Origin of the sequence: Pedobacter sp. P26, from assembly GCF_050632135.1 — a bacterium.
Taxonomy (GTDB): Bacteria; Bacteroidota; Bacteroidia; order Sphingobacteriales; family Sphingobacteriaceae; genus Pedobacter.
In genome coordinates, this window is record NZ_CP192574.1 from 2,794,386 (window position 1) to 2,809,441 (window position 15,056).

The 15,056-nt window shown below is 37.5% G+C and carries 11 protein-coding genes, 1 pseudogene and 2 riboswitches; of the genes and pseudogenes, 10 read left to right on the forward strand and 2 right to left on the reverse strand.

Annotated features, from left to right (window positions below):
- The first annotated feature begins 33 nt into the window (after positions 1-33).
- The 3 genes and pseudogenes from ACQ86H_RS12975 to ACQ86H_RS12985 all read left to right on the forward strand — a co-directional run bounded on the left by ACQ86H_RS12975 (position 34) and on the right by ACQ86H_RS12985 (position 3,543).
- A pseudogene (locus ACQ86H_RS12975) lies at positions 34-722 on the forward strand (response regulator transcription factor).
- 232 nt (positions 723-954) lie between these two features.
- Positions 955-1,677 (forward strand): RluA family pseudouridine synthase, encoded by a 723-nt coding sequence (locus ACQ86H_RS12980; RefSeq protein ID WP_138821545.1) that lies wholly within the window; start codon positions 955-957, stop codon positions 1,675-1,677.
- Positions 1,678-1,752: 75 nt separating this feature from the next.
- Complete coding sequence (locus tag ACQ86H_RS12985) at positions 1,753-3,543, forward strand: chloride channel protein (RefSeq protein WP_431295112.1); 1,791 nt, start codon at positions 1,753-1,755, stop codon at positions 3,541-3,543.
- A 123-nt stretch (positions 3,544-3,666) separates the two neighbouring features.
- Here ACQ86H_RS12985 and ACQ86H_RS12990 read toward each other — a convergent pair whose 3' ends face one another.
- The gene (locus tag ACQ86H_RS12990; RefSeq protein ID WP_138821543.1) at positions 3,667-5,070 is read right to left on the reverse strand and encodes a sigma-54-dependent transcriptional regulator; all 1,404 of its coding nucleotides are present in this window, start codon (positions 5,068-5,070) and stop codon (positions 3,667-3,669) included.
- Between the two features lie 115 nt (positions 5,071-5,185).
- Positions 5,186-6,433: a serine hydrolase gene (locus tag ACQ86H_RS12995; protein ID WP_431295113.1), complete on the reverse strand. Its 1,248-nt coding sequence runs from the start codon at positions 6,431-6,433 to the stop codon at positions 5,186-5,188.
- Between the two features lie 85 nt (positions 6,434-6,518).
- A riboswitch (cobalamin riboswitch) is annotated at positions 6,519-6,714 on the forward strand.
- A gap of 95 nt (positions 6,715-6,809) precedes the next feature.
- Between ACQ86H_RS12995 and ACQ86H_RS13000 the strand changes: the two genes are divergently transcribed.
- The 7 genes from ACQ86H_RS13000 (at position 6,810) to ACQ86H_RS13030 (ending at position 15,037) form a co-directional block, all read left to right on the forward strand.
- Positions 6,810-7,928: a TonB-dependent receptor gene (locus tag ACQ86H_RS13000; RefSeq protein ID WP_431295114.1), complete on the forward strand. Its 1,119-nt coding sequence runs from the start codon at positions 6,810-6,812 to the stop codon at positions 7,926-7,928.
- The gene (locus ACQ86H_RS13005; protein ID WP_431295115.1) at positions 7,817-8,842 is read left to right on the forward strand and encodes a TonB-dependent receptor domain-containing protein; all 1,026 of its coding nucleotides are present in this window, start codon (positions 7,817-7,819) and stop codon (positions 8,840-8,842) included. The genes ACQ86H_RS13000 and ACQ86H_RS13005 overlap by 112 nt, the downstream gene beginning before the upstream one ends.
- 19 nt (positions 8,843-8,861) lie before the next feature.
- Positions 8,862-9,725, forward strand: a complete 864-nt coding sequence (locus tag ACQ86H_RS13010; protein ID WP_431295116.1) for a YncE family protein — start codon at positions 8,862-8,864, stop codon at positions 9,723-9,725.
- Positions 9,726-9,981: 256 nt separating this feature from the next.
- Complete coding sequence (locus ACQ86H_RS13015; protein ID WP_431295117.1) at positions 9,982-11,103, forward strand: PKD domain-containing protein; 1,122 nt, start codon at positions 9,982-9,984, stop codon at positions 11,101-11,103.
- 90 nt (positions 11,104-11,193) lie between these two features.
- Positions 11,194-11,386, forward strand: a riboswitch (cobalamin riboswitch).
- Between the two features lie 110 nt (positions 11,387-11,496).
- Positions 11,497-13,347 carry a TonB-dependent receptor plug domain-containing protein gene (locus tag ACQ86H_RS13020; protein WP_431295118.1) on the forward strand — a complete coding sequence of 617 codons (1,851 nt, stop codon included), beginning with the start codon at positions 11,497-11,499 and terminating at the stop codon, positions 13,345-13,347.
- 39 nt (positions 13,348-13,386) lie between these two features.
- A complete protein-coding gene (locus ACQ86H_RS13025; protein WP_138821537.1) occupies positions 13,387-13,974 on the forward strand; it encodes a DUF6580 family putative transport protein in 588 nt (195 codons plus the stop codon).
- Positions 13,975-14,104: 130 nt separating this feature from the next.
- Positions 14,105-15,037 carry an ABC transporter substrate-binding protein gene (locus ACQ86H_RS13030; RefSeq protein WP_431295119.1) on the forward strand — a complete coding sequence of 311 codons (933 nt, stop codon included), beginning with the start codon at positions 14,105-14,107 and terminating at the stop codon, positions 15,035-15,037.
- Positions 15,038-15,056: the final 19 nt, after the last annotated feature.

A 15,056-nucleotide genomic window follows, 5' to 3' on the forward strand; every position in this document is an offset into this window, starting at 1 on the left:
CATAGACACTACTTTCGTAACAAATATTTAACTATGAACAACGCAGGTCAGAAAATATTAATTGTTGATGATGAACCAGATATTCTGGAACTTATTGAATATAACCTAAAAAAGAGGGTTATCAGGTTTTCACAGCTACCAATGGCCAGGAAGGAATTACTGTTGCGAAAAAGGTTCATCCGGATTTAATTATCCTGGATATTATGATGCCTAAAATGGATGGGATTGAGGCTTGCCGTTTAATGCGCGCAATTCCTGAATTTAAGAACACTTTTATGGTTTTCCTGACCGCCAGAAGTGAAGAATATTCTGAAATAGCAGGTTTTAATGTTGGTGCCGATGATTATATCGCAAAACCGATTAAACCACGTGCCCTGGTTAGCCGCATTAACGCGATATTAAGAAGAAATACAGGGACTGAAGAAGTATCTGAAAACAAATTGGAAATTGGCGATTTAGTAATCGATCGTGAAGCTTATCTGGTTTTTCAAGGTGGTAACAAAGTAGTACTGGCTAAAAAAGAATTTGAGCTATTGTATTTACTGGCTTCAAAACCAGGAAAAGTATATACACGCGAATCGATCCTGAAAAATATCTGGGAAGACTCGGTAGTGGTAACCAATAGAACCATTGATGTGCACATCCGTAAATTAAGAGAAAAATTAGGAGAAACTTACGTTTCAACCGTAAAAGGGGTAGGATATAAGTTTGAACTATCATAAAAATTATTTTTACCACAGATAGACACAGGTTAACACAGATTTTCTTCTGATGATTAATCTGTGTTTTTTTATGCCTGTTAATAGATCCTGAACCAAGTTCAGGAAGACAGCCTCATAAGTTCTTGCCGTTTTCTTTATCTTGTTATCTGTGTTCATCCATTTTATCTGTGGTTAATTCCGCAACCAATAAAAATAAAATCGTATTTTTGCGCTTCATTAATTACAGCACAGTTTGAAATTTCCAAATTTTAAAGACCTTATTCTTTTCGAAGACAACGATTTTATTGTGATCAATAAACCTCCATTTTTAGCCTCGCTTGATGAGCGTGGTGGATCGGGAGAAACCAATGTATTACGCTTAGCTAAACAATACAGTGATGATGCACAGGTTTGTCACCGTTTGGATAAAGAAACTTCTGGCGCTTTAATTATTGCTAAAAATCCTGAAGGTTACCGCCATGCTTCTATGCAGTTTGAAAGAAGAAAGGTGAATAAAACTTATCATGCGGTAGTAGATGGACATGTAATTTTTGACCAGCTTACGGTTGACTTGCCTATTTTAAACGACGGCAATAAAAACGTAACTATTGACAGGGCGGAAGGTAAAAGAGCAGAGACTATTTTCGACTCATTAAAATACTACAAACACTATACTTTGGTGGAATGTAAGCCAATAACAGGCCGCATGCACCAGATCCGTATTCACCTGGCTACGCAAAGGGCGGCTATTGTGGGTGATGATATGTATAAAGGTAAACCGGTTTTTCTTTCTTCGATTAAAAGGGGGTATAAATTAACCAAGGGTGAAGAGGAGCAACCAATCATGAAACGTTTTGCTTTACATGCCCGCCATTTGGTTTTTAAAGGACTTAACGATCAGGATATTGTGATCGATGCACCATACCCAAAAGATTTTGCAACATTAATTAAATTATTGGACAAATTTGATGCATAAAATAAGCCTTTAAATTGGCTTCTCCCTTTGTTTTTGTTACTTTTGGGCATCGCCCTCTATTTAAAAAACAATAGAATGTACATCAGATTTGTAAATTACCTTGATAAGATTAACCAGTACCGGAAATCTAAAATATCAAACCGTAATTTCTTAGTTATCCTTGCTGTAATTGTCGGGATTTTGGCCGGATTAGCTGCCGCTGCTTTAAAAAGTTTAACCCACCACATCGAAGAATTTCTACAGTCTGATTGGCATTGGAAATACAAATACTACCTGTATTTTATTTTTCCGATGATCGGTATTTTCCTAACGGTGCTGTACATCAAATACTTTATCCGCAAAACAAAGTTCGAAACGGGTTTAACCCCTTTACTTTATGCCATTTCAAAAAAATCGAGTAAGGTAGAAGCACACAATATTTATTCGCAGATTATAACCGCAGCAGTCACGGTAGGTTTTGGTGGTTCTACAGGTTTGGAAGCACCAATTGTAACCAGTGGGTCAGCCATTGGCTCTAATCTTGGCCGTGTATTGGGTTTATCATACCGCGAAATTACCATGTTGGTGGCTTGTGGAGCAGCAGCTGGTATAGCAGGAGCATTTAATAGCCCGGTAGCGGGAATTGTTTTTGCCATCGAAATTCTATTGCCTGAGTTTACCATCCCCGCATTTATTCCACTGCTGTTATCGGCGGCAACGGCAGCTGTAGTAGCAAGATTATTTTATACCCAGCAGCTTTTCTTTTTGGTTACTGAAGGCTGGAAAGTTAATGCTTTGTTTTACTATGTCATACTGGCTTGTTTTATTGGTTTATTCTCCATCTATTTTACCAAAGCAAATTACGCGGTAAAAGGGTTATTCTATAAAATTAAACATCCCTACACCAAAGTAATTGTAGGTGGTTTAATGTTGGGCGCTTTAGTATTTCTATTTCCAACTTTATATGGTGAAGGGTATATCACGATAAAAGGATTATTAAAAGGCGATTATCACACCGTAATTAACAACAGTATTTTTGCTGATTACAGCTCAATTTCGGCCGTGGTTGTGCTATTTACGGTAGTCACCATTTTTATGAAATCGATTGCTACTCTGGTTACCTTAGGTGCTGGTGGTAATGGTGGCACATTTGCGCCCAGTTTAATTATGGGCGGTTTAATCGGGTTTATCTTTGCTTATGTGGTAAATTTATCGGGTATAGCACAACTAAACGTATCTAATTTTATTGTAGCTGGTATGGCCGCAGCTTTAGGTTCGATTATGCATGCCCCTTTAACGGGTATTTTTCTGATTGCTGAAATTACGGGTGGATATATTTTAATGGTGCCATTGATGATTACCACAGCAATTTCTTACGCCATTAACCGAAGTTCGCAAAAACACTCTATTTACACAAAAGCACTGGCAGACAAAGGCGAGTTGTTATCACATGAGGACAAAGATACCACGGTTTTAAATCAGATGAAGTTGAAATACCTGATTGAAAAAAGCTATCCTCAGTTACAGATGAATGACTTGATTTCGGTAAAAATGAATGAAATTTTGCAATCGCATAAAAATATCTGTGCAGTTATCGATGAACTGGGTGATTTTAAAGGGATTATTTATATTGAAGAACTATTTAATGAGATGATCAATCATCCGGATAAGGGAAATTTAATGGCTTCTCATTTGGTTCAGCCTGCACCGAATACAATTACAGAAAATGATGATCTGAAAATGGTATTGGAGAAAATGGAACAGGATAATGTATGGATTTTACCCGTATTAACTGCGCAAAACCAATATTTGGGTTTTGTTTCTAAAACAGCAATTTTTAATAAATACAGAGCATTGCTGATGAGGCAAAATGATTACATGGGTTGATCCCCTAAATCCTATGATATTGTCATTTCGAACGCAGTGGAGAAATCTATTAGCAAATAATTTAATAGATCTCTCCATTTCGCTACGCTTTAGTCGAGATGACGATTTGTAAATTAGTTCAACTTATTCCGCTCTTTTCAAGCCGAACTTTTCAATTTTACTATATAAGTGACTTCTTTGGATATCAATCTCATCTGCTGTTTTTGACACGTTCCAATTGTTTTTCTCTAACTTAAACTTGATGAATTCGCGTTCCGCATAATCTTTGTAATCCTGAAAATTATTAAACGAATCGAAAGAGGAAGCCAGGTTAGATCCGCCAGCACCTGCAATCTGTGTACTGGTTGCAGCGCCAATGTTCGTGCCACCACCTGGATTAGCAAATGCACGTACATCATTTTCTGTAATCACCTTATCACTTAAAATAATCAAACGCTCAATCATATTGTGTAACTCACGTACGTTACCGGTCCATGGTAAAGCTTGTAGTGCAGACATTCCGCCTTCGTTTATTTTCTTAACCGGCATTCCATAATCGCTACAGATATTTTCTAAAAAGTTCTGGGCAATAACAGGAATGTCATCTGTACGCTCTGTTAAATGTGGGACATGAATATTGATCACATTTAACCGGTGGTACAAGTCCATACGGAAATTACCATCTTCAATTTCTTTCAATAAATCTTTATTGGTTGCGGCTAAAACACGAACGTTTACTTCAATTTCCTTTTCCCCACCCACGCGCGAAATTTTATGCTCTTGCAAAGCTCGCAAAACTTTTGCCTGGGCAGAGAGGCTCATATCGCCAATCTCATCCAAAAATAAAGTTCCGCCATTAGCCAGTTCAAATTTACCGATACGTTGTTTAACAGCAGAGGTAAAAGAACCTTTCTCGTGACCAAACAATTCACTTTCGATTAGTTCTGACGGAATAGCAGCACAGTTTACTTCGATTAAAGGACTGTCTGCACGGTTCGATTTCTCGTGTAACCAGCGTGCTACCAATTCTTTACCGCTACCATTTGCACCAGTAATTAATACGCGGGCTTCGGTAGGCGCAACACGTTCAATGGTTTCTTTAATTTTAGAAATGCTTTCAGATTCGCCTAAAATCTCACGGGTTTTACTCGCTTTACGCTTTAAAACCTTTGTTTCCGTAACTAAATTTCCCCGGTCTAAACCATTACGGACAGTGATCAGTAAACGGTTTAAATCAGGTGGTTTCGAAATAAAATCGAAGGCTCCTTTTTTACTGGCTTCGATGGCTGTTTCAACGGTTCCATGTCCAGATATCATAATAAATGGTAGGTCAGGCTTGATAAGCTGTGCCTGTTCGAGCACTTCCATACCATCCATCTTATTCATCTTGATATCGCAAAGAACCAAATCGAAATTTCCTTTTTTGATCATTTCGAGGCCGTCGATACCATTGTCGATATCTTCAACATCATAATTTTCATATTCCAGAATTTCGCGTAAGGTACTCCTTATCGCACGCTCATCGTCAATTATTAATAATTTAGCCATTAGAGATATGTATTCTTTAATTTTTGAAATGCGAATATATTATTTTTTAATTAATGTATAGTTTTTTATACAATTAATACGCTATAAACCTGAAAAGGGCTGAAAGGTTTTGGTCTCAGTAGGAATAATCGAGTTTGAATTTGCTCAGATCTGGTTGGTGCATTTTCTTTCGGTTTAATTCCACTTCATAAATGCTTTTGCCCAGATTTTTCATAAAGGGAAAACATACTGTATCGTAGTCATATTTATTGTCGTTAAATATGCCATCTTCATTACTCTGTATAACTGCAGCTAAAAAATACTCAATTCCGTTTTTAAAGTCAATAAAATAAGAGTTGTCGATAATGTAGCCATAGCTATCGCCATATTTATTAAAAATCCTGATGTTTGAATCTGGTGTTACCTGCTCTCTTCCATAATACAACATCTTGGCATAAGTTGTCCAAAATGCTTCAGGATCATATTTAGGATAATCGCTTTCTGTTGGATATTTGCTCATGTAAGTATAATTCAGCTTATAATCTTCTGTAGTCAGGTTAAATCTTTCATTGGTTGGAAAAGCTTCAGGAAAGATCAGTTTCTGCATTAGTTTTTGCTGATCGTTTACGGCAAAGGCATTTTTTCCTGCCAGATTAAATGGTTTATTCACTAGTTTATCGGCACTGTCCAAATAGCCTTTACCCATTACCAGATTGGTCAATTTCAATTCATATTCTTTTGGGTCGTATTGCGCAGGTTGATCATATACTAATTTGTCACCATTATAAAACTTAATGGGATTGCTGTGTTTGGCCGATTCTCCTGCATCGCCAATAGCCAATCGGTTAAGTATCCGGCTATCGTTTAAGCCGTTTGCTTTTAATTTTTCGTTGATCTCTGCCCGGCCAATAAATTCAAACAAACGGTTAAAGGCATCATTATCACTGGTGAGCAAAATCTTTTTAATATAGTGTTCTATTGATGGAAGCCTATTTTTAGCACTCGTGTCTGTTAAAACTTTCGTTTGTCCTTTAAATGAACTATCAGTAATCATCGTGCTCTTTGCCGTTAAGCCTTTACTTTTTAGGAGGTTTACTTTCTCTAATGCAAAAATGACTGCAGCAAGCTTAACCGTACTGGCCGGGTAAAAATAATGGTGAGGATCTAAATTATAGCTAAATGTTTTAAATGTGGGTATATTCTTTGCATCGCGGTTAACCTGGCTATAAAGAATCTGAATCTGGTTTTTACCAGGATGGTTAAGTACAGCCGTAAAAAGTTCAGGCTTGCTCTCCATTAGCTTTTTCAGAAAAAGCGTATCGGTTTTTTGCGCCATAACAGATAAGCAGATCATTGATAATGCAAGGGTTAAAATCCTTTTCATGGTCGAAAAATTTTATTTCTAATTTAACTTTTTATACTAGAAATACCGTTTTCCATTCATCTATTTTACATGTTGGTTAATTTTGTTACTTTTGCAGCGCTTTTGGTTTCCGGTTCTACACCCGGAATTAAAAGGGAATACAGTGTAAATCTGTAACTGTCCCGCAGCTGTAAGCTCCTTAACGGATTTCCAATCAATTTGTCACTGGCCCGATACATCGGGATGGGAAGACAGGAAAACCGGGAGTAAGTCAGAAGACCTGCCTTAGCATTATATTTCATAGCTTTCGGGGATTGAAGCTAGGGGTGAGGTACTTACGTTTTTCGTATTTTCATTTCTTTTCTATCTGTTGGCTGTGGGTTAAACTCACAATCAAATGATTAAAATTAAAGGTGTTTTATTAAACATCGGGTTTTATTTTGCTTTTGCATTCATATTGAGTATTGGCATTTTTTTGCCCGGTATTTCGGTAGCACAAATAGATACTGCAAAGGCCAATCAACTTCAGGAAGTTAAAATAACTGAATATAAAAATTCAAGGGTTAACTTATCACCAACTCCGGTACAAATCCTTATCGGATCGGAATTAAAACGCTTAAACAGCCTGTCGGTTGCTGATGCCATACGTTATTTTGCGGGCGTACAATTAAAAGATTACGGAGGTATTGGTGGTTTAAAAACCATTAATATTAGGAGCATGGGCAGTAACCATACGGCTGTATTTTACGATGGTATTCAGTTGGGTAATGCCCAAAACGGGCAGGTAGATTTAGGCAGATTTTCGTTAGATAATCTGGAAGAAATTGCCGTTTACGTTGGTCAGAAGCCCGAGTTACTGATGCCGGCCAGAGGTTTTGCAGCAGCAAGTGCACTTTATCTCAAAACTGCGCAACCTATTTTTAGTTCCGGGAAAAAGTATGGTTTTGGCGCTAGTTTTAAAACAGGTTCGTTTGGATTAATTAATCCCAATCTCAGTTATAAACAAAAAATCAGCAATAAAATCTCCTTCCTTATAGATGTGAGCTATTTAGAATCGAACGGGAAATATAGGTTCAGGTATAAAGAACTGGCTTATGATACGACCATTATCCGGAACAATAGCGATGTTAAATCGGCAAGAGCAGAAGCTACTTTGTTTGGATTATTACCTGATAGCAGTAAATGGAGCATTAAACTATATAACTACAATTCGGCCCGCGGACTGCCCGGAGCTATTGTTTCGAACAGGTTTACCTTTACGCAACGCCAATGTGATGATAATAGTTTTGTTCAGGCTTCGTACCAAAATAAAAAAGTGCACGCTACAATTTTATGTTCAACACGAAATATGCGTACAGTTTTATGCGTTACCTCGATCCGGAATTTAAAATACAAAATGGCTTTTTGGATAACCGCTATACCGAAACCGAATGGTACATTTCTGCAGCCAATCTGTATAAAATATCGAAAATCTGGGAGCTTTCCCTCGCCACAGACTACAGTTTACAAAGACTGAATGCCAATTTATACGATTTTGCTTACCCAAGCCGCAATACTGGTTTGGTGGTGTTGGCTAGTGCCATAAATTTAAACAGCTTAATCATTCAGGGCAATATTTTGGCAACCCTGATTGCAGAGCAAGTTAAGAATGGCGATCAGTCTGCCAACAGGCAAGAATATACACCGAGTTTAATGGCCTCGTGGCAACCTCTTCAAACCAAAGATTTCAGAATTCGCAGTTTTTACAAATCTATTTTCCGCATGCCAACTTTTAACGATCTGTACTATACATTTATTGGCAATACCAAACTCAAACCAGAATATACCAACCAGTACGATTTAGGTTTTACTTACGGACATACATCAAATGGTAAACGTTTGGCTTATTTATCTATTCAGGCTGATGCCTACTACAATCTGGTAAAAGATAAAATTGTGGCCATTCCGGGTAATAATTTAGGCCGGTGGACGATGGTTAACCTCGATCGCGTGCAGATTAAAGGTTTCGAAACGAATGTTCAAACTGTTTGGGATTTGGCTGCCCAGCTAAAGTTGAAAGCAAGTGCTAATTATACTTTCGAAAAGGCAGTAGATATTAGTGCAACAGCTTTTCGGTATGGTGATCAGATCCCTTACATTCCTGTTCACAGCGGATCTGCAAGGTTTGGCATTGACTATAAAAAGCTGGTGTTTAATTATAGCTACATCTACACCGGCGAAAGGTATAGTCAAAAAGCTAATATCGCGGCTAACTATGTCAAACCCTGGTATACGCACGACGTGTCCATTGGTGCAAATTTCGCGTACCAGCAAACCAGGTTCTTTTTCAATGCTGAAATCAATAATGTTTTTAACCAGTATTACGATGTGGTACTGAATTATCCGATGCCGGGACGAAACTACCGTTTTACTTTATCCACTAATTTTTAAACCAATTTAATATCACGATATGAAACATCAATTACAACAATTTTTTAAACTCACAGGATTATTGCTTTTAACTGCCCTTTCATTTGCCTGTAGAAAGGACACTCCTGTAGATGAAGATTCGGAGCAGGGGACCAAAACTCCATCATTGATGGTAAAAGGCTTATATGTTTTAAATGAAGGAAACTGGGGTTCTAACAAATCATCGTTAGATTATTATAGCTACGATGATGGTAAATATACCAGGAATATATTTGGTACCGCTAACCCAACTGTTACTTTAGGACTTGGTGATGTTGGTAACGACGTTAAAATTTATGGTGCCAAAATGTATGTGGTGGTAAACGGAAGTAATAAAGTTGAAATCCTGAACGCCAGCAATGCCAGGCAGGTAGCCAAATTGGATATCAATAACCCACGATATGTAACCTTCTATAAGAACTTTGCTTACATCACCTCTTACGATGGTTACGTAGCCATGGTTGATACCACTTCTTTAAGTACCATAAAAACTAAAATTATGGTAGGTAACCAACCCGAAGAAATGGCGGTTGTAGGCAATAAATTGTATGTGGCCAACTCGGGCGGTTATAACTATCCAAATTACGACAGAACGGTATCGGTAATTGATTTAACTACCAATACCGAAATAAAGAAGATTGATGTAGCCATTAATCTGCACCACTTAAAAGCCGATAAATATGGCGATGTTTATGTAACCTCAAGAGGTGATTATGCAGATGTAACCTCTTCTCTGTATGTAATCGATACTAAGACTGATGCCGTTAAAAAGAACTTCAATATTCCGGTAAGCGATTTTTGGATTAATGAAGATGATGCCTACCTTTTTCTTACAGCTACAGTACTTCAAAGTCAACATACGTAAAACTTAACGTAAAAGATGAAACGGTTGCGAGCAATAATTTTATCGCCGATGGCACAGAGGCTTCGATTACGCTTCCTTACGGTATTGCTGTAGATCCTACCTCGGGGGATGTTTTTGTGACCGATGCCAGAGATTATGTTACACCCGGCACCATTTACTGTTTTGATAAAGCAGGGAAAAAGAAGTTTACATTTACCACTGGCGACATTCCGGCACACATTACATTCTTATTTAAATAACATACAAAACACACAAAATGAAAAAATCAATAAGTTACGCCTTGCTTTTCTGCCTGTTCCTATTTAGTTGCAAAAAAGATAAGCAAATGGCTCCCGATGTAAATCTACTGATTAAGGCAGATGCTGTGCAGGCTAAAGTAGCCGTAGGAACCACTTTTAGTGCAGGTACAAATAACGGAAAAGCTTTTCAGCATGAATGGAAATTAGATGGTAAAGTAGTAAGCACTGTATATATCTTTAACTTTACGGCCGCTAAAGCTGGTACCTATATTTTAGCATATAAAGGTTACAACGAGGCTGGCGAATTTACACACACCTATACCATTACTGTTCCGGTTCCTGTGGTGGAGATTACCCCAACCAGCAGCAAATTTATTAGCCGGATATTAGATTATCTACCTGCACCGGGGCAGTTTGTGAACGAAACATTGGGTAAACCAGAACAGGCACAGAAATTAATTGGAAGCACCACTAATCTGATCTCTTTAGGAGGATTTGGTGGCTACATTATTTTTGGCTTTGATCATTCAGTAGTGAATAACACAGGTAACGATCTGGCCATTTATGGTAATCCATCAGGTGCACCATATCATTTTTCAGAGCCTGGCATTGTAATGGTTAGTCAGGATAGCAATGGTAATGGCCTTGCCGACGATGAATGGTATGAGCTTGCTGGAAGCGAGTATGCCAAAACGAGCACCATTAAAAATTATGAAATTACCTACACTAACCCTAAAGCATTTGCCAATGTAACCTGGAAAGATAACCAGGGAAATAGTGGCGAAGTAAAGGTTAACAATTTTCATAAGCATAATTTTTACCCTGAATTTGCTGCAAATCAGGAAAATATAACCTTTAAAGGAACTTTATTATCGCCATCAACAGGTAAAGTAGGTAGCATTATAATCAGTTCTCCTTTTGAATGGGGTTATACCGATAGCTATTCTACAGGCGATGATTACAAAACCAACTCATATAACAGTTTCGACTTATCATGGGCGGTTGATAAAAATGGAAGTAAAGTGGACCTAAAAACAATCGATTTCGTGAAAATTTACACCGGACAAAATGCCGATGCAGGTAGTTTAGGCGAAATTTCTACCGAAGTTAAAGGTGCGGTTGATTTAGGGATTAAATAAATTTTAACTATCTACCTATAAATAACATCCCAATATAAAGGTCTGCCTGATGCAGGCCTTTATCCTTTACATTTGTTGTACTCTTTTTATTACCTTTGCGGCACTTTTGGTTCCCGGCTTACACCGGGATTAAAAGGGAATACAGTGTAAATCTGTAACTGTCCCGCAGCTGTAAGCTCTGTAACGTTTTTCAATTCTTAAGTCACTGCCCAATTAACTACTGAGCGGGAAGACAGAAAAACCTGGAGTAAGTCAGAAGACCTGCCTTTAGTATTTAATTTCATAGCTTTCGGGGATTGAAGCTAGGATTGAGATATTAACGTTGTTCGTATTTTCATTTCCTTTTCTATCTGTTGGCTGTGGGCAAAACCACAATCAAATGAACAAAAAAGAATGCTAACTGTAGCCAGTTTAGGGCTAGCGCAGTTAATGATTGGCCAGTTGGCTAATGCTCAAACTCAAGACAGTTTGCAGCTTAAAGATGTTGTAATTTCTGCAACCAAAAACGATCAGAAACAATCGCAAACAGGTAAAGTGGTAACCATTATCAGCCGCGAAGTATTAGATCGCAGCAATGGCAAGTCATTACCTGATCTATTGAGCGAGCAGGCTGGTATTGTTATCAGTGGGGGGAATAGTAACCAGGGCAAGGACAAAAGTATATTTACAAGGGGCGCACTTAGTGGTTACACCCTGGTTCTTATCGATGGTATCGTACAGAACGATCCCGCAAGTATTAGCGGAACGTTCGATCTACGTCTTTTCTCAATCGATCAGATTGATCATATCGAAATCTTAAAAGGTGGCCAGTCTACCATTTACGGATCTGATGCCGTTGCAGGAGTAATCAATATTGTAACTAAAAAAGGTGGACCTAAAGGAAATACCATTTACGGCGTAGCCAGTGCCGGAAGCTTCGAAACTTACAAAGGAACGATCGGCTTAAATGGTGGTGTGGAAGGTTTTTCATACAACATCAATTATACCCATTTGAAAACCGATGGAATTTCTGAAGCTGCAGTACCACCAGGAAGTGCAGCTATATTTGATAAAGATGGTTTTAAAACTGATGGTTTAAACGCGAATTTCGGGATCAAACTCGACGAACATTTCTCCGTTAATCCTTTTCTGCGTTATTTCTATGGCGATTATAAAATAGATCAGGATGGATTTACTGATGGTTTACCTTCCAATAATTCTATTTTAAAACAGTTTAGTGCTGGCTTTAACTCCGAATATAAATTCAATACCGGTAAAATAACGCTAAATTATAGCCACCAAAGCAACTCGAATGATGTAAAATCTAGTTATGCAGGTTTTCCAAGTAATTTTTTAAACTTCGGTAAACTTAATGTGGTTGATCTATTCTACAACCAGAAACTGGGTAATAAATTGGATTTATTGGTGGGTATCGACAACAGAAAAATGAAATTGGTTACTGATACCAAAAACCCAACAACCAATATCTTCGCCGCTTACGGATCATTGTTTTTACATGATCTAAGCATTTTTAACCTCGAAGTAGGCGGACGTTACAACAAACATGATCAATATGGCGAAAACTCTACTTATTCGATTACCCCAAGCGTCAACATCATTAAAGAAGTGAAATTATTTGGAACAGTATCTACTGCATTCAAAGTTCCTACACTGAATATGTTGTTTGGTCAATATGGTGCCAATCTGGATCTGAAACCAGAAAGATCTCAAAATTATGAGGCTGGTATAAACTTAAACATTGCTGACGAGGCGTTTACTTTGCGCATTGCAGGTTTCAAACGCGATTTAACTGATGCCATTGTTTACACAACAGGTTATATAAATGAGGGTAACCAAAAATACAAAGGTTTTGAAGTCGAGCCAGCGGCAAAGTTTAGTGTTTTCAATATCAATGGTTATTATGCTTTTGTTGAAGGAAATACAGGAACAACCAACTTTTTAATCCGCAGACCAAAGCACACGTTCGGTATTAATGCAGGTTCACAGGCAACTGACAATTTATATGCAAGCGTTAACTTCCGTTATTTTGGCAAACGTTTCGATACCAATTTTATATCTTATTTAAATGAAGAGATGCCATCGTACAATTTGTTCAATGCGTATATAGAATATGCCCTGGCTAAAAAACGGGTGAAAGTATTTTTTGATGCCAAAAATATCCTGAACAAAAAATACACTGAAATTATTGGCTATAATACGCCTGGCTTTAACTTTAATACAGGTGTAAGTTTTAATATCCGCTAATAAAAATTTAACTTTGCTTAAATATTAACCAGAAGTAGCATGTCTCATTTAAAATTTAATCCACGTACTTTAATTTTGATGTTAATGATATTGGCAATAACGGCTTTACGTTTGCTGGTAACATTCAACTCTGATGAATTAAAGTTTGCCAATTTTTCATCAATAGGAGCGGTAGCTTTATTTGGAGGAGCATATTTTAAAGATCACCTCAAAGCATTCGCTTTTCCGTTATTGAGTTTATTTTTAAGTGATTTAGTGCTTTATACAACCATTTACAAACAGTATGTAGATATGCTTTTGGTTCAGGAACTTTGGACATACCTTGCAATTGCATTAATGGTTTTAGCCGGTCGTTTTTTATTAAAAAAAGTAAATATTGCCAGCTTGTTATTATCTACAATTGTAATCGTGTTTATACATTGGATAGTTAGTGACATTGGATCATGGTATAAAAACCCACTCTATACACAAAACATAAATGGCTTTATAGATTGTTTAATTAAAGCCATTCCATTCGAGATTAGATTTTTAGAAGGAACAGTGATTTACGCTGCATTACTTTTTGGAGCTTTCGAAATCCTGAAAGCAAAATATCCGGTATTAAAACTGCAAACACAAGAGTTTTAGAAATATCCATTGTTTTGTATAACACCAATAAGTGAAAACAACATAGAAATCCTCTTTTGATTCGATTCAAAAGAGGATTTTTTTTAATTTAGAACATTAATTCCATTTTACCTATTACATCTTACATCCAATGAAAGTTGTTTCCTTTTTACCTGCCGCTACCAAAATGATTTACGATATGGGCCTGCAAGAATACCTGCATGGCGTAACCTTCGAATGTCCTAAAGAGGCAGCAGATCAACCAAAAGTTGTCCGCTGTATACTCGAAGGTAAAAATTATTCAAGCATTGAAATCGATCGCATCTTTTCAGCTTCAAAAGCGCAGGGCAAAAGTTTGTATTGGGTAGATGATGAGCTATTAGAGAGTATTTCACCCGACGTGGTTTTTACACAGGATATATGTGAAGTTTGCAACATCGATACCGTTTGTACCGAAACCGCAGTAATGAAGCTAAGCAAAACACCTACGCTGGTTCCTTTATCACCAAATAACTTACAGGATGTATTCGAATGCGCTATTACCATTGCCAGAGCTTTGGGTAAGGAAGAAGTGGCTTTAAATTACCTTGCAACCCTGCAAAGGAAAACAGATTATATTTTAGATCAGCTTAGGGCTAACCGCGCACCATTAAAGAGGATCATGCTGATGGAATGGATCGAACCGATCTATAATTGCGGACATTGGATTCCTTTTCAGATTGTTGCTGCTGGTGGTGTTGATATGCTTTCGAACCCTGCGGGTGATTCGATTGTTACGCCATGGGAAAAGATTCTGAAGTATAATCCCGAAGTTTTAGTAATTGCCCCATGTGGCTTTGATCAAAAAAGAAGTCTCGAAGAAATGGTGTTGCTTACCTCGAAACCAGGATGGGGTAATCTGGAAGCAGTAAAAAATAATCAGGTTTATATTGCCGACTTTGATATGTTTACACAGCCAAGCATCGGTACTTTGGTAGAAGGTATTGAAGCTTTAGCTTGCATGTTCCATCCTGATATTTTTAAAGCAGATAAAAATATGGCTAAGAAGTTTATCAATTACGCACAATCACTACAATCAGTGTAATCTTTTAATCAGTGTAATC